The organism is Nitratidesulfovibrio sp. SRB-5 (assembly GCF_019931275.1).
Lineage (GTDB): Bacteria > Desulfobacterota > Desulfovibrionia > Desulfovibrionales > Desulfovibrionaceae > Cupidesulfovibrio.
Genome location: NZ_JAIOTY010000001.1, coordinates 589,018 through 604,461, shown reverse-complemented (window position 1 = coordinate 604,461; position 15,444 = coordinate 589,018). Strand labels below are relative to the sequence as shown.

Sequence of the window (15,444 nt, the reverse complement as noted above, 5' to 3'; positions counted from 1 at the left end):
CTAATTATGCGTTTTAGCCCATTGACGTGCTGCCGAACAGACGCGCGCCACATCATCATGGCTCAACTGTGGAAACATGGGCAGGCTGACAATGCGGTCCGTTATACTTTCAGTCACGGACAGTCCGCCGGGGGCGAGCAGCATGCGGTTTTCATACGCGGGTTGCATATGTACGGGCGCTGGATAATGAACTGCTGTTCCCACGCCGCGCTCACGCAAAAACGCCGTAAAACCCGTCCTATTTGAGCACTGTATCACGTAAAGGTGAAACGCGTGCTCCGCCCATGACGCAGTTGTGGGCAAAATAAGGCCACAGCCTGCAAGCTCAGTGGTATAGATAGTTGCGATGCGTTTGCGAACGGCATTGTCCACGTTCAGATGCTTGAGCTGGACTGCGAGTATCGCAGCTTGTACAGGATCAAGACGGCTGTTTATACCTGTTCTGGCGCTGATGTATCGTTCTTTCCAGCCATATTGGCGCAGGGCGGCCATTTCTGCGGCCAGGACTGCGTCATTGGTGGCCACCCCCCCCCCATCACCCAGTGCACCCAAGTTTTTGGTGGGATAGAAGCTAAAGGAAGCCGCCGCTCCTATTGTCCCGACCATGTGACCTTTATAGCGCGCGCCGTGCGCCTGAGCGCAGTCTTCAAGCACGCTCATGCCGTGACGGGTGGCAATGGCCGTGATGGCGTCCATATCGCAAGGATGGCCATAGAGATGCACCGGAATGACCGCTGCCGGGGCCAAGTCCGGGCGGTGGACCAGCAGATGTTGAATTGCTGCGTCAAGCGAGGCGGGCGCCATGGTGTAAGTGGCTTCATCAATATCCACCAACACCGGCTGCCCGCCAGCCCGTTCAATGGCGGCCACAGTGGCAACAGCTGTATGCGACACGGTAAAGACCGCCTTACCGGGGCCAACTCCCAGTGCACGCAGGGCCAGTTCGATGGCGTCTGTGCCGTTGGCACAACTGACGACATGATCAACGCCAAGGTAGGCAGCAAAGCATTTCTCGAATGCCTCTACCTCCTTGCCAAGGATGTAGTGCCCGCTGTCGAATGATCTCTCCACCGCAGCCAGTACTTCAGCTTTGCGCTCGCGGTATGCGGCTCCAGGATTGGCAAAGAGAACGAAGGGGAGGGTCATGCGAATTTTTCCGCCAAAATTACATTGTCCATATACGTATTCATGTTTTTGGGGCAAACCACAGCCATCCCTTCAGCCAACAATGCTATGGGGGCACACAAAAGGAAAGTCAGCAGTAATCGTGTCTTTGGTGAACGCACGCCGAACCGCAGTGCGTCATAAAGCCATGCAAGAAGCAACTGTGCAGGCGTACGGCAGTCTGCAAGCAGCCGTCTTTGGTCAAGGATTGAAAAACCTTTGCGCTCAAGAAGATGTCGCAGCCCATTCGTTGTGTATCGCTGGTAATCGTACGGCATCTCGTGCTCTGGCCACATGAAAGGAACAGTAAGCAGAACTCTGCCTCCAGGACAGAGAACCCTGTGCCACTCTTCTGTAATGCGCTCTGGGTTTGGCACGTGCTCTAGCGTCTGTGTTGACAGAATACTATCAACTGAACTGTCGCCCAGAGGTATCGTCAAACCATCATAGAAAATGTCGGCACTTTTTCCCGCACGGTTTGCGGGCGTATCATATTCCAATCCAATATATGCGCTCGCGTTGCACAGCAGTCGCCGATACGGCCCCGAACCGCACCCAAAATCCAGAACAGTACCAGACAAGCCAGGTGCTAATTCTTGCAGCGTCCTGAAAAGTTCCCTACGACACAGCCAAAATGGATTGACGAAAGCGCCAACAAAAGAAGAGTGGAACTGGTTTTTTTCAACAAGCGCCCAGAGAGCCTTCTTGGTGTCATTCAGCATGCTGGTCTCGTTTTATGGCGATGATCCCGCAAAACCCCGGCGGATCAAGGTGCGTCCGGTAGTCAGGCAGTAGGCAGTAGTTTTCCCTCAGGATCGCGGTCACACGGCTTCTGTTTAGCCAGCGGCAGGGATAATTCGCCGCATATATTTCTACGGGCACATGCTGTATGGTTATCCGCTCTCCCTCCTCAGCAAACGGAGTGCGCGCCAGAATAATGGCTTGCGGTTGTAGGGTAACAGCCTGTTCAAGCAGGGCATAAGGAAGCTCCAGATATTGCAGCACGCTGGAAAACAACATCACGTCCACTGGTCCAGCCGTGGCACAGGCTTGAATGTCGAGCCAAAAACGTAGCTCATCAGTGCTGAATTCAGCCTGTCCGCAGGCAACGATGCGCGGTTGTTCCACCACATTCCACGACAGCTCGTCCAGCTTGTGCAGCAAGTGCTTATGCTGCCAGTAGGTGCTACCAAATGCGCCGCCGAAATCAAGGACGCGCAAGCGGCCCTTGTTCCATGCGGCCACGCTCATGAGCGCCGACAGCAAAGGCAAGTTGTATTCTTCATGATAAAAAAGGGCGGAGTCGCGCTCCCAGCGGGCTTTGCCATCACGCACAGCGCGAGCTGCGTCGCGAACCTTCACGAAAATAGCTTCCTGATCATAGCCAGTTGAGGCGGCGACAGCGCTTTGCCAGTCAGGATAATTACCTTGCCATGTCAGGGTTTCCGCAGTTTTTTCACGCTGGCGCAATTGCTGGACATAACGCAGCACGATGGGTGGCATGCAATCTTTGAGCAGGGGAATCCACTTGGAGCGCAAGGTGTTTTTGGCACTGCCAATACTGCGATAAAATTCTCTTTTTGCATGAAGCAACGCGGAGTTTTCTTCAACAGGCTGACTGACAACTCTTATGGGTGTTGTGGAAATGGATACAATATGCGTTGTGTCGTTGCCGCAATGAGTGCCTGACGCATCAAGGCCTATGTTTTGCACTAAAGAGCGACTGGGATGTAGGGTATACATGTTGCGTAAAAAGGCAGAAGCATGCCAGCGTACGGCCCAGGAGTCGTTTTTTCCCTCGAGGGCGGCCTGCAGCATTTCAGTATATTTGTACGCACCGTCAAGATTAAAGGCATCAGCCATGTTGCGCTGGTATAACTGCATTAAAAGCTTACACGCATCCGGCTCAAAAAAATTCCATGCGCGCTTCCAAGTTGCCCAGCCCCAGCAATCGGCGCCATGCAAAAAGAAAGTCTCTGGCGGGTTGGCTATGGTGTTGGGGAAGCACCACCCATGAACGGACGCCACCTTGGGATTATCTGCATAGATGTTCAATCCGTCGTTCATGTACTGTAAAAAATGTGGCGATGTTGCCATGTCATCTTCAAGCACGATGATGCGGTCGCTCTTGTCAAGAATCTCCGTCACGCCGGTTATGATGCTGGTGGCCAAGCCGTGGTTTTTTTTTCGTTCAATGACTGTGCAAGAGCGGAATCCCCCAGCAGCCTGGGCGACTGCTCGTACTGCTTCCGTCTGCGTTTTTTCATTTTCGCTGCGGGGGCCGTCACAAAAAATGGTCAGATCGCTCGCGGCAGCCAGTTCGTTGGCGGCCAAGGCGTCGAGAGTCCGGCGCAGGTGTTCGGGCCGGTTGAAGGCAAAAAGGGCTATAGGTGCGATCATTTTTTGGTTTTTCTGTGTGAGTCTGCTACGTGAGTGTTGCTCCGTATAAATAGCATATTTCATAAGCTACTGAGGGTCCAGATTTTTTAGATAGATTGAAAGGTGTTGTAATGTTGTCATTCGCAGTCTTTGCCTCAGGGGAATGTCGTCAATGTCCATGTGCGTTCTTTCCTCGTTGTAAGTCCATGGGCATTTGGTGGCAAAGTCTCTGGCCCATTTGACATCCGCAAGCGGGTATTGTCCGGCAACTGGTGACCACGCCTGTGGTTATATCGTACAGCATAGTGGCTTTGCGCAGCTTGTCTGCTGAATGTATTCGATGAATATTTCGTCTTTTCTCGCGCAGAGAGAGAGGTGGTGGTGGGGGGGTGGGGGTGGGGGCCGATATGTTGCAAACTGTTGTCATGCGATATGGCCTTCGACTCGCTTCGCCAATCTGTGATTTGTTCAGCTCGCGAGTGACGCGCGCAGAAAGACTGCACTCTGTAGATTGGCGATTGCGGCAGTTCAAGCGATCACGCGTCCGTCTATCCATTTCAACGAGAGCGACACGTCGGTCTCCTGGTCTATTCGGGCAATGATCATGAGTTTTGCTGGCGTATCCCTATAGTGGCCCGCATGAGCCCTTCTGTCGTTAGATGACATTGAGCGCGGGGTAACGCGTATCAGGTGTCCACATGATAGTGGCTCTGTGGAGTGGCAGCAGGGGATATTGCTTGTCGAGTATTTGCAGGCGCCAGGGACGCAAATCGGGCACTAATCTTGGGGCTAGACAGTCACGCCGTGGTGCTTGCCAGCTGTGCGCGCCAAGGCGGAAGCGTGAATCGAGAGGAGCGCCACGCCAAGTATTTCACGGAGGCCCTTCCGAGGGTCAAATCGGTCAACACTCCTCTGGGCGCGACAGTGTCAGGCAGGTGCTTTTGTGTGCGCACGGACTTTGGCCGACTTGTTGTCAGTTGAGCAATCACTCGATAATTCACGATATCTTACTGTGTTGCCGGCAAACAGAATTATAGGTTCTGATTTATTACTTTCCATGCTGTAGGTATACTGCGTTTATGGCCTTTCCAATTATGCGGTAATCTTGTTCAATGAGATACGAGATCGCAGGATCATGAATGATGCTAAAAATGTCCTTTTCGAAAGAGGCGAGCGATTCAATTACGATCACCCTTGGAATATACCTTTCCCAATCGTTGGTCTTTAAAACTTGCAGCTCCATTGTCTCGACATCAATGGTCATTAAATCGATGGACTGCCCTTTTGGGATGTGGCGCGAAAAAATCGCCTTTAACGATTCTGTCTTGATAGCCTTCGTCTCAATGAGCTGAGAATAGCTCCTAGATATTACGTGTTCAGCTCTTTTTTTAGATATTGTATTGTATGCAGGCTCTGAAAAGATGTAATACTCTACGTCGGCATCGTCATCAGAGACACAGATCTCTAGATTAACATCTTTCGGGCGCATTTTATTAAACAGGGTCATGCTGCCTGGGAGGGGGTCTATATTAATTCCTTGCCATCCGGCTTGGTATAATAGATAGGTGTTAGAGAATTTAACCGGATGATGTGCGCCGATATCAACATAAAAACCAGTATAGGAAGCAGGGAAGAGACTTCCTGCAATTATGTCTTCTGCATTTTGCCCGTAGTGTATCATGCGGTAGGGGAAGAGGTCGTAGATTTCCGCTATTTTCCTGCATAGATTTGATTTTCTAATGATTTCTTTCAATCTGTTTTTTAAAAGCACTACAAACACTCCATTTTAGCATTCTGGAAAAAGATGCCGTCTGTTCGGGAGTATGAATAGCCTGTGGAAAACATGTTGCTTTCTGCTATAGAGAATTTGATCCCAGGCTCTATCCTGTCAATGTATTCCCCCGCAGTCTTTCTAGCGGCACAAGCGTTAACTGTGTATTCACCTGGAGACAGGAATAATTCAGGGATAGTTATTCGAAGTTTCTGCGTGCAGGGTTCAACATTTACACCCAGCATCCACGTGTTGTATGTTGTCATCCTAGCGCCAGCATCGTCATAAATAACAACGCCAAAATCAATGTCTTTTTCGTCGTTTAAATTTGCAATTGAGAAATCTATAACCATTCCAGACTTCATTTCAAATCTTGATTGGCATACTCCGCCAATCGAAAACAAGTTGATTTTAGTGAAAATCTCACGAATACAACCATGTGGCCTCCTTGACTTTAAATCAAATTCAGTTGCTTCGCTTTGCGCTTTTTGCTGATTATTAATGTTTTGATACTTTTTCCAAGCAGCATTAATGTCACAATTATCAGTTATTCTTCCGTCACTGAGAAGAATGCCATATCTGCACAATTGTTGCATTGCTGCCATGTTATGGCTAACGAACAGTACGGTCCGTCCGCTTTTGCCCACATCCTCCATCTTCCCTAAGCATTTTTTTTGAAATTCAGCGTCGCCTACCGCCAGAACCTCGTCCACAATCAGAATCTCCGGCTCAAGGTGCGCGGCCACAGCAAAAGCCAGGCGCACATACATGCCCGACGAGTAACGCTTGACTGGGGTATCCAGAAATTTTTCGACACCGGCGAAGTCCACGATCTCGTCGAATTTTTTTCGTACTTCCGCCCTGCTCATGCCGAGGATAGCCCCATTGAGGAATATGTTCTCCCGGCCCGACAATTCAGGGTGAAAGCCCGTGCCTACCTCCAGCAGGCTAGCCACGCGCCCCCGCAGGGTGATGCGCCCCGTGGTGGGTTCCGTGATGCGCGAAAGCAGCTTGAGCAGGGTGGACTTGCCTGCACCGTTGCGCCCGATGATGCCCACCCTGTCGCCAGGCATGACATCAAATCGCACGTCCTTGAGCGCCCAGAATTCTTCCTGGCTTTGCGCGTTCCGGTGCAGCAACCGCTGAGGCAGCTTGAAAATCTCTTCACGTAGCGACTTGTAGCGAGTCTGCCCTTCGTGCCTGATGGTATAGCACTTGCCGAGCCCCTCAACGGAAATGATGGGTTTCATAATCTCATCCTAAATCACGTCCGCAAAGGTGCGTTCCGTCTTGCGAAAAATCTTGATGCCCAACAGCATGCATATAAAGGCGCATATCATGCTGATGCATAGCGCACGCGCCGGAAATTCAATGGACCCCAGCATCGCCCATCGGAAGCCGTCGATTACACCCACCATGGGGTTGCACTCATAGAGGATTCGCCACTTTTCCGGCACGATGCCGGACGAAAAACCCACGGGCGAGACATACAGGCCGAACTGGGTGATGAAGGGCACAATAATACGAAAATCGCGATAAGTAACATTGAGGGCGCAGAGAATGAGCCCCGGGCCCAGGGCGACAATGGCTGCAAGCATTGTCAGGGGTATGGCGGCAAGAATTTGCAGCGGCGGCGCATACTGGTACCAAGCCATCATGCCGCCGAGCAGCAAGAAAGAGATGGCGTAATCGACCAATGCCACGCCCATGGTGCCCGCCGGAACAATGATGCGCGGAAAGTATACCTTGGATACCAGGTTGCTGTTGCTCACAAGGCTATTGGCCGTTGCGGCAAGAGATGTGGCGAACAACTGCCAGGGCAGCATGGCCACAAACACCATAAGCGGGTAGGGAACGCCACCTTCGGACGGCAGCTTGGCCACCTTGCCAAAGACAAACGTGAACGCGGCCATGGTCAGCAACGGTCGCAGCACGGCCCACAGTATGCCCACCACGGTCTGTTTGTACTGCACCGCTACGTCGCGCCACATCAGGATTAAAAAGAGTTCCCGGTAACGCCACAGGTCTTTCCAGTACTGCCGTTCGGCGCGTCCGGCTTCAATTACAAGTTCGTGCGGCATGAAGTCAGCTGCCTCGTTTGTGCTGGGTATCCAGAAAGTCGCGATACGCGTCTCGCAGGCCGCTTTCCAGCATATGTACCGGACGCCAGCCCAAACCGAACAACTTACCAGAATCCATCAACTTACGCGGTGTGCCATCCGGTCGCGTCGGGTCATTGACGACCTCCCCCCTGAAACCCACCACGCCTGCAATGCACTTCGCCACGTTCATGATGGATATTTCCTCTTGGCAGCCCACATTGACGTGCTCGAAATCGGAATATTTCTCCATCAGGAACACGCACGCTCCCGCCATGTCGTCTACATACAAGAACTCCCGCAACGCGGTACCAGTACCCCAAATTTTCACCCTATCTGCGCCAGCCACTTTCGCTTCATGAAAGCGCCGGATCAACGCCGGGATCACATGGCTGTTCTCCGGGTGGTAATTGTCCCCCGGCCCGTACAGATTGGTGGGCATGGCGCTGATGGCGTCAAAACCGTACTGCTTCCGATAGGCTTGGCACATCTTGATGCCCGCTATCTTGGCGATGGCGTACCACTCGTTGGTGGGCTCCAACGGACCGGTAAGAAGGTATTCTTCCTTGATCGGTTGCGGGCACAGCTTGGGGTAGATGCAGGAAGAACCAAGAAACAGCAGCTTCTTGCAGCCGTTGCGGTACGCGGCGTCGATGATGTTCGTCTGGATGAGCAGATTGTCACGGATGAATTGCGCGGGGTATGTGTCGTTGGCGTGGATGCCCCCGACCTTGGCGGCCGCGAGAAATACGTATTCCGGCTTTTCTGCTGCGAAAAACGCATTCACCGCATGCTGATCGCAAAGATCCAGTTCGGCGTGCGTGCGCAGGACAAGATCATTGAAGCCTTGCGCCTGCAACGCCCGAACGATGGCGCTGCCCACGAGGCCGCGATGACCGGCCACATAAATACGGCTGTCCGATTGCATGGGAGGAGCCTGTTGCATCATTCACGCACCTCATGCACGTCGAATCCGGCCTGGATGCACAAGCTGTCGCGCCGAGCAGCGGCGAAGTCTTCCTCCACCATCTCCCGGACAAGTTCCTGGAACGTGATCTTCGACGCCCAGCCAAGCTTTGCCTTGGCCTTGGACGCGTCGCCCAGAAGCGTTTCCACTTCCGTGGGCCGAAAATAGCGCGGGTCGATGCGCACGATGACGCTCCCCGGCTTCAGCAGGGGGTTTCGTTCCATGGCCGACAGTGTTTCGGCAATGAACGCGTCCTTGGTGGATGAAGCCTCGCCCTGCATCTGCCTGTCGAGCAGCGCCATCAAAACGGCCTTGTCGAACGAGGCAACCCGGGCCACTTCGTCGGTACCCAGCCCTTCCCAGGACAAGACAAGCCCAAGGCTTCGAGAGGCTTCTTCGATGAATTCGCGCACCGAATGCTGTTCGCCGGAGGCGATGACGAAATCTTCCGGAGCAGCCTGTTGCAGCATCAGCCACATCATCCGGACGTAGTCACGGGCATGCCCCCAGTCGCGCAGGGCGTTTACGTTGCCCATGTACAGGCATTCGTCCATGCCGAGGATGATCCGCGGCAGGGCTCGCGTCACCTTGCGGGTGACGAAGGTTTCGCCGCGCAACGGGGATTCGTGATTGAAGAGTATCCCGTTGCAGGCATACATGCCGTATGCCTCACGGTAGTTTACCGTAATCCAGTAGGCATACAGTTTGGCGCACGCATACGGCGAACGGGGATAAAACGGCGTGGTTTCCCGTTGCGGTACTTCCTGGACAAGGCCGTACAGTTCGGATGTGGACGCCTGGTAGATGCGGGTTTTCTTTTCCAGGCCAAGGAGACGGACGGCCTCCAACACGCGGAGCGTGCCCAGGGCATCGACATCGGCCGTATACTCGGGCGCCGCAAAAGAGACCTGCACGTGGCTCTGGGCACCGAGATTATAAATCTCGTCAGGTTGGATATCCTGAACCAGGCGAATGATGTTGGTGCTGTCGGTCAGGTCGCCGTAGTGCAGAAAAAAGCGCTTATCCCTGGCGTGCACGCCCTGGTAGATGGCGTCTACCCGTTGGGTATTGAACAGGGATGAACGACGCTTGATGCCATGAACTTCATAGCCCTTGTCCAACAAAAAACGGGCAAGATATGCCCCGTCCTGACCGGTAATCCCTGTGATCAAAGCCTTTTTCATACTCCACCCTCATACGTCCCCTTACCGTGCGCCCTCCCCCCGAATACAGCCGCACGTACGGCGGACTAATAAAAAGCATTCCGCAGCGGCTCACTACCGCACAGCACGCCAATCTCCCCCATCAACAGGACAACCGAGGCTTCTGCATTCTTCCCGTTGCGGGAGCGTGCACGAAATGGAGCGTGCACGAAATGGAGCGTGCACGAAATGGAGCGTGCACGAAATGGAGCGTGCCCATGGCCGTCGTCTACAAAAGCTCAGCATACTTCTTCTGGCGGAAGGGGAGGGATTCGAACCCCCGGTGGGGTTCCCCCCACAACGGTTTTCAAGACCGCCGCAATAAACCGGACTCTGCCACCCTTCCGCATCTGATGTGAGGCAGCCCATGTCAGCAATGACGGACCGCCACCGACCTTGCCGGGCGGTTATGCCCTGACTGCCGGGGGCGGTCAAGGCGGGCAGCCCGGATGCCGCCGGACCGGGTGCAGAGCAGGAAGTTGGCGTCGCTGCTCAACGCCATGCAAGGCTTCTTCCCGCCACGAAAAATCCTGACCAGGCCGCGGCATCTGACAGTCGCGTCGCCGCCCCCGACAAAGAAATCGTCTCGTGCCGCCCCGCTCCAGTCAATCGGGTGACCCTCTCAGCCAGCTGGAACATGATGATGCCCATGCCAGCCAGGTCACAAGCCCAGTCACGTCCCCGTGCGCAGGCGCACGCCGTCCACCAGCCCTCGCCGACCGATGGCGACGCCGATGTACACGCCGCCATACGCGGCACGCACGCGCCCGACCGCCATCTCGTGCATGGTCGGCAGCCATCCGGACATCGCAAGACTGGCCGCTGCCGGGGCCGACAGCCAGACTGGCTTGCCCCGCCTCAGCCACAGACACGCAAGGTACGGCAGGCAATCCGGGCGATGACCGTGGCGAAGCAGAGCAGAAAAACCTTCACGCGGCGACCGACTGCATCCGGAGGCGTGGCGCATGCACCGGCCTTCCCCGCACCGGTAACCCCGCGTACGCGGCATGTACGCGCCCGGGCAACAGGGGCATGGCGCGTCCGGCCCCGCTACCCGGCACCGCCCAAAGCTCCATCCCCCGCCCCCGCGGCCCCGCCCCGGCGGCACTTCTGGATGTGCTTCAGCAGCAGGCTGCGCAGGTTGTCGGAATTGATGGGCTTGCCGATGTAGTCGTCCATTCCCGCCGCCAGAAACTGCTCGCGGTCGCCCTTCATGGCGTGGGCGGTCATGGCGATGATGGGCACGCCGCTGCTGGTGGCCATGCCCTGGGCCTTGCGCACCATGCGCGTGGCCTCCATGCCATCCATGACCGGCATGGCGATATCCATCAGCACCAGGTCGAATTCCTGCTTGCGCAGCGCAGGCACCACCTCGCTGCCATCCGTCACGGACAGCACCTCGTAGCCCTGCTTTTGCAGAAATTTCTCGATGAACATCAGGTTCATGGGGTGGTCTTCCGCCACCAGGATGCGCGCCCGGCATTCCGGCTCGGGCGTCTGCACCGGCGCTCGGGCGGCTTCTTCGCCTTCCAGGCGTGCCGTGGCGAAGCGCGCCGTGAAGTGGAAGGTGCTGCCCTGACCCGGCGCGCTGTCCACGCGAATGTCCCCGCCCATGAGCAGGGCCAGCCGCTTGCAGATGGCCAGCCCAAGGCCCGTGCCCTTGTGACGGCGCGAAAGTGATCCGTCCGCCTGCACGAACCGCTCGAAGATGTGCTCGCGGTGCTTGTCCAGAATGCCGGGCCCGGAATCGGTGACGGAAAATTCCAGCAGCATGGATTCCGGCGTGGCCTGCACGGTGCGCACGGCAAGCGACACGCGGCCCGCCTCGGTGAACTTCAGGGCGTTGTCCAGCAGGTTCACCAGCACCTGGCGCAGGCGCATGGGGTCGCCCACAAGGCCGTCGGGCACGTCTTCCGGCACCAGAAAGGCAAAGCCCAGCCCCTTTTCCTCGGCCCGGTGCACGAACATGGTGTGCAGGGTGGACAGGCGCTTGCGCAGGCGGAACACCTGGCTGTCCAGTTCCACCATCCCCGCCTCGATCTTGGAAAAGTCGAGGATGTCGTTGATCAGCGCCAGCAGCGATTCGGCGGAATTCTGCGCCGCCTCCAGGTATTCGCGCTGCTCCTCGTCCAGCGGGGTGTCCAGCGCAAGGTCCAGCATGCCGAGCACGCCGTTCATGGGGGTGCGTATTTCGTGGCTCATGGAGGCCAGGAACTCGCTCTTGGCCTTGTCCGCCGCCTCGGCGGCCTCCTTGGCCACGCGCAGTTCGCGCTCCATGCGGCGGGTCTCGGTCACGTCGCGTACGTATTCCGCCACCATGGCCACCTGACCAGAGGCGTTGCGCACCGGAAACACGGTGATGGAGCGAAAGGTGCGCGAATCGGGGTTGTACAGCTCGATGATCTTCTGGCGTCCTGTATCGAACACCTCTGCTATCTGGCAGGCGTCGCAGGACTTCTCGCCGCGAAAATAGCAGCCGAAGCAGCTTCTGCCGTGCTGGTCGCCGCCCTGCGTCTCCCAGCGCACGTTGTCGCCCTGCCAGTTGCTGAACACCACCTGTTCCGCCCGATCGTGCACCGTCAGCAGGTCGGGAATCGAGGTCAGGATGTCGCGCAAGGTACGCTCGGCGGAACGCGCGGCGTCACGCTCGCCTCGCAACCGCGCGATTTCAGCCTCCAGTGCGGCCTCGCGTGCTGTTCCGGCATCTTCGAACACCATTCCCGTCCCCTGTGCGGGCGCATTCAACGCCGTCTCTTGCTCACTCATGGCATATCCATAGATAGAAAACACGATCTGCGAAGTTCACCACAATTGCGTTTATGTATCCCAAATCCACGGGCATGGGCAACGGTTTTGGCAATCCGCGCCCGACGCGGAATTGGCGCGCGCCGGGGCTTCAAAAAAGCCCCTCAATCAGGTAAGCGCTTTGGGGATTCCACACTCACAGGCACCGGAGGCCTCTTGCAGATCATCGAAACCGGCATTCCCGGCCTGCTCCGGCTGGAGCCGCGCGTGTTCCGCGACGAACGCGGCTTCTTTCTCGAAACCTACCGCCGAGACCTGTTTGCTGCACTGGGCGTGCCCGCCGGGTTCGTGCAGGACAACCACGCCCGGTCGGAACAGCCCGGCGTGCTGCGCGGCCTGCACTTCCAGTTGCCCCCCGCCACCCAGTCCAAGCTGGTCTGGGTTACCCGGGGCTCGGTCTTCGACGTGGCCGTGGACCTGCGTGCCGGCTCGCCCACCTATGGCAAATGGTACGGCTGCGAACTGAGCGAACGCAACTTCGCGCGGCTGTTCGTGCCCCGCGGTTTCGCCCACGGGTACATGACCCTGGAGCCGGGCACCGAGTTCCAGTACAAGGTCGACGCCTACTACTCGCCGGAGCGGGATGCGGGCATCGCCTGGGACGACCCGGACCTGGGCATCACCTGGCCGGACATCGCCCCCGCCCTGCCCATTCTTTCGGACAAGGACCGCCGCCTGCCCCGGCTGCGCGATTTCCAGTCGCCGTTCACCTTCGAACCCGCCTCCCCGGCAAAGGCCGACGCATGACCACATCCCCCGCCAACGCCGCTCCCACCCCGCTCGACCGTTGCCATGCCGTCATCCTGGCGGGCGGATCCGGCACCCGGCTGTGGCCTCTTTCGCGCGCGTTGTTCCCCAAGCAGCTGCTGGCCCTGAACGGCGACCTTTCCCTGCTCCAGCAGACCGTGCGCCGCGTGCTCTCGCTGTTCCCCCCCGAACGGGTGCACATCGTGACCAACGAGGAACACGTGTTCGAGGTGCGCGCCCAGGCCCGCGCCCTGAACGAACGACTGGACACCCAGGTGCTGGCCGAGCCGGTGGGCCGCAACACCCTGCCCGCCATCCTGCTGGGCCTGGACGCTGCCATGAACGCCCCCACGAACGCCGCGGAAGCGGACGATGCCGCCCAGCCCCCCCTGCTGGCGGTATTCCCGTCCGACCACCAGTTGCACGACGAGGTCCGTTGGGGGGCCGCCGTCACGCGCGCCGCGGGCCTTGCCGCCGATGGCTGGACCGTCACCTTCGGGGTGCCGCCCACCACGCCGGAAACAGGCTACGGCTACATCCGCCGGGGCGAGCTTCTGCCCAACGCCGATACCGCGGCCAAAGGCGACGCCTTCGCCGTGGACGGCTTCGTCGAAAAGCCGGACCTGGAAACCGCGCGCGGCTTTCTGCGCCAGGGCATGCATTTCTGGAACAGCGGCATGTTCGTGTTCAACGGCGGCGTGCTGCTGGCGGCGGTGGAACGTTTTCAGCCACAGCTTGCCGCCTGGTGGACCACCCGCACGGACACCAGCCTGACTCCTGGCATTCCGCTTACCCACGGCTACTCCACCCTGCCGTCCATATCCATAGACTATGGCATCATGGAGCACGTGGACCGCATTGCCGTGGTGGAGGCCGCCTTCGGCTGGGACGACCTGGGCAGTTGGGAAGCGCTGTACCGCCTGGGCGCCAAGGACGAACGCGGCTGCGTGATCCAGGGCGACACCATGGCGCTGGACTGCGACGACTGCCTGCTGCTCTCGCGCGGGGGCAAGCTGGTGGCCATCGGACTTTCGAACGTCATCGCCGTGCAGACCCGCGACGCCACTCTCATCTGCGCCAAGGACCAGGTGCAGCGGGTGAAGGACGTGGTAGAGAAACTGAAGGCCGAAAAGAGCCCGCTGGTGGACGTGCACCTTACGGTGCGCCGCCCCTGGGGCAATTACACGGTGCTCGACGAAGGCCCCGGACGCAAGGTCAAGCGCATAGAGGTGAACCCCGGCGCGCGCCTGTCGCTGCAAATGCACCATCACCGCAGCGAGCACTGGGTGGTGGCGAAAGGTGCCGCGCTTGTGCAGGTTGGCAACGAGGAACGCACCCTGACCGAAAATGAATGGGTGGACATCCCGAAAGCCACCCTTCATCGGCTAACCAATCCGGGCCGCATTCCTCTTGAACTCATTGAAATCCAAAGTGGTCCGTATTTGGGCGAAGACGACATCGTTCGCTTCGACGACGTCTACGGGCGCCGCAAAGAGGGCTGATCGGGCGCTCAGGCGGCATGAAATTTCACCTAGTTGCGCGAAATGGAAGCGGATTCGTGAAATATTTCACCTTGACAGCCTTTCAACCTGTCGCCTAGTAAGGTTGTCGTGGCAAGTGTGGGCATTCGTTATTCATCTCTCAAATCAGCTAATGAGGCGAAGGGTATGGAGGACAGGCAGTTAAACAGTTCAGACTGCGCGAAGGATGGCGGTAAGTGCTGCGGCGGCGGCATCACCCCGTTTCTCGTGGGTCTGGTCGTATCGCTCATCTTCGGCTGGTGGGTGTTCCCTGACATGATGTACAGCAAGAAGGAACAACCGATACGCTTCAGCCACAAGGTGCACATGGAAAGCGCGGGCATGGAATGCAAGCAGTGTCATGTGCTGCGTGAGGACGGGACCTTCGCGGGTCTGCCCTCCACGGCCAGCTGTGCCGACTGTCATTCCGACGTGCTCGGGTCCGATCCCGAGGAAGCCCGCTTCGTCAACGAGTACGTGAAAACCGGCAAGGAAGTTAAGTGGCTGGTCTACCAGATCCAGCCCGACAACGTCTTCTTCAGCCATGCCGCCCATTCCCTTGACGGCTGCAACCAGTGTCACGACTTCAAGGAGTCGGAACTGTGCGCCCAGTGCCACCCCGACGTGGCCAACTCCGACAGCGCACCGACCTACTTCGAGAACAAGCTGACCGGTTACAGCAAGCAAACCATGAAGATGTGGCAATGCGAACGCTGTCACGCCAATGAGAACCACTACGGCGTGACGAATTCCAGCAATGCCTGCTTCGTCTGCCACAAGTAAAGGGGTG

At 57.3% G+C, this 15,444-nt stretch carries 13 protein-coding genes and 1 tRNA gene; 3 read left to right on the top strand and 11 right to left on the bottom strand.

All coding sequences use genetic code 11. The features are described from left to right. The 11 genes from K6142_RS02315 to K6142_RS02265 form a co-directional block, all read right to left on the bottom strand. Complete coding sequence (locus tag K6142_RS02315) at positions 1-1,146, bottom strand: DegT/DnrJ/EryC1/StrS family aminotransferase (RefSeq protein ID WP_190243816.1); 1,146 nt, start codon at positions 1,144-1,146, stop codon at positions 1-3. Further along, the gene (locus tag K6142_RS02310; protein WP_190243817.1) at positions 1,143-1,886 is read right to left on the bottom strand and encodes a class I SAM-dependent methyltransferase; all 744 of its coding nucleotides are present in this window, start codon (positions 1,884-1,886) and stop codon (positions 1,143-1,145) included. Before K6142_RS02310 ends, K6142_RS02315 begins: the two co-directional genes overlap by 4 nt. Further along, on the bottom strand, positions 1,876-3,564 hold the full coding sequence (locus K6142_RS02305) for a TIGR04325 family methyltransferase (protein WP_223290228.1): 1,689 nt from the start codon (positions 3,562-3,564) through the stop codon (positions 1,876-1,878). The genes K6142_RS02310 and K6142_RS02305 overlap by 11 nt, the downstream gene beginning before the upstream one ends. Before the next feature lie 1,027 nt (positions 3,565-4,591). Then, positions 4,592-5,323, bottom strand: coding sequence for an FkbM family methyltransferase (locus K6142_RS02300; RefSeq protein WP_190243818.1), 732 nt, complete (start codon positions 5,321-5,323; stop codon positions 4,592-4,594). Then, positions 5,314-6,564 (bottom strand): ABC transporter ATP-binding protein, encoded by a 1,251-nt coding sequence (locus tag K6142_RS02295; protein WP_223290229.1) that lies wholly within the window; start codon positions 6,562-6,564, stop codon positions 5,314-5,316. The genes K6142_RS02300 and K6142_RS02295 overlap by 10 nt, the downstream gene beginning before the upstream one ends. 9 nt (positions 6,565-6,573) lie before the next feature. Then, the gene (locus tag K6142_RS02290; protein ID WP_190243819.1) at positions 6,574-7,395 is read right to left on the bottom strand and encodes an ABC transporter permease; all 822 of its coding nucleotides are present in this window, start codon (positions 7,393-7,395) and stop codon (positions 6,574-6,576) included. A 4-nt stretch (positions 7,396-7,399) separates the two neighbouring features. Continuing rightward, a complete protein-coding gene (gene fcl / locus K6142_RS02285) occupies positions 7,400-8,341 on the bottom strand; it encodes a GDP-L-fucose synthase (protein WP_190243820.1) in 942 nt (313 codons plus the stop codon). A gap of 17 nt (positions 8,342-8,358) precedes the next feature. After that, a complete protein-coding gene (gene gmd / locus K6142_RS02280) occupies positions 8,359-9,564 on the bottom strand; it encodes a GDP-mannose 4,6-dehydratase (protein WP_190243821.1) in 1,206 nt (401 codons plus the stop codon). A gap of 272 nt (positions 9,565-9,836) precedes the next feature. Then, a tRNA-Ser gene (locus K6142_RS02275) sits at positions 9,837-9,928 on the bottom strand. A gap of 327 nt (positions 9,929-10,255) precedes the next feature. Continuing rightward, positions 10,256-10,549: a hypothetical protein gene (locus K6142_RS16705; protein ID WP_190243822.1), complete on the bottom strand. Its 294-nt coding sequence runs from the start codon at positions 10,547-10,549 to the stop codon at positions 10,256-10,258. Between the two features lie 83 nt (positions 10,550-10,632). Then, on the bottom strand, positions 10,633-12,300 hold the full coding sequence (locus K6142_RS02265; RefSeq protein ID WP_190243823.1) for an ATP-binding protein: 1,668 nt from the start codon (positions 12,298-12,300) through the stop codon (positions 10,633-10,635). A 243-nt stretch (positions 12,301-12,543) separates the two neighbouring features. Here K6142_RS02265 and rfbC point away from each other — a divergent pair, with 243 nt between their 5' ends. The 3 genes from rfbC to qrcA all read left to right on the top strand — a co-directional run bounded on the left by rfbC (position 12,544) and on the right by qrcA (position 15,437). Then, positions 12,544-13,134: a dTDP-4-dehydrorhamnose 3,5-epimerase gene (gene rfbC / locus K6142_RS02260; protein ID WP_190243824.1), complete on the top strand. Its 591-nt coding sequence runs from the start codon at positions 12,544-12,546 to the stop codon at positions 13,132-13,134. Then, positions 13,131-14,636, top strand: a complete 1,506-nt coding sequence (locus K6142_RS02255) for a mannose-1-phosphate guanylyltransferase/mannose-6-phosphate isomerase (protein ID WP_190243825.1) — start codon at positions 13,131-13,133, stop codon at positions 14,634-14,636. Before rfbC ends, K6142_RS02255 begins: the two co-directional genes overlap by 4 nt. Positions 14,637-14,801: 165 nt before the next feature. Then, complete coding sequence (qrcA, locus tag K6142_RS02250; protein ID WP_190243826.1) at positions 14,802-15,437, top strand: menaquinone reductase multiheme cytochrome c subunit QrcA; 636 nt, start codon at positions 14,802-14,804, stop codon at positions 15,435-15,437. The last annotated feature ends 7 nt before the right edge of the window (positions 15,438-15,444 follow it).

Coding starts and splice junctions, on each gene's coding strand:
- fcl (WP_190243820.1), bottom strand. CDS start 8,341: ATGCAATCGGACAGCCGTATTTATGTGGCCGGTCATCGCGGCCTCGTG.
- K6142_RS02290 (WP_190243819.1), bottom strand. CDS start 7,395: ATGCCGCACGAACTTGTAATTGAAGCCGGACGCGCCGAACGGCAGTAC.
- K6142_RS02295 (WP_223290229.1), bottom strand. CDS start 6,564: ATGAAACCCATCATTTCCGTTGAGGGGCTCGGCAAGTGCTATACCATC.
- K6142_RS16705 (WP_190243822.1), bottom strand. CDS start 10,549: ATGCGCCACGCCTCCGGATGCAGTCGGTCGCCGCGTGAAGGTTTTTCT.
- qrcA (WP_190243826.1), top strand. CDS start 14,802: ATGGAGGACAGGCAGTTAAACAGTTCAGACTGCGCGAAGGATGGCGGT.
- K6142_RS02310 (WP_190243817.1), bottom strand. CDS start 1,886: ATGCTGAATGACACCAAGAAGGCTCTCTGGGCGCTTGTTGAAAAAAAC.
- K6142_RS02305 (WP_223290228.1), bottom strand. CDS start 3,564: ATGATCGCACCTATAGCCCTTTTTGCCTTCAACCGGCCCGAACACCTG.
- K6142_RS02265 (WP_190243823.1), bottom strand. CDS start 12,300: ATGGTGTTCGAAGATGCCGGAACAGCACGCGAGGCCGCACTGGAGGCT.
- K6142_RS02255 (WP_190243825.1), top strand. CDS start 13,131: ATGACCACATCCCCCGCCAACGCCGCTCCCACCCCGCTCGACCGTTGC.
- K6142_RS02315 (WP_190243816.1), bottom strand. CDS start 1,146: ATGACCCTCCCCTTCGTTCTCTTTGCCAATCCTGGAGCCGCATACCGC.
- gmd (WP_190243821.1), bottom strand. CDS start 9,564: ATGAAAAAGGCTTTGATCACAGGGATTACCGGTCAGGACGGGGCATAT.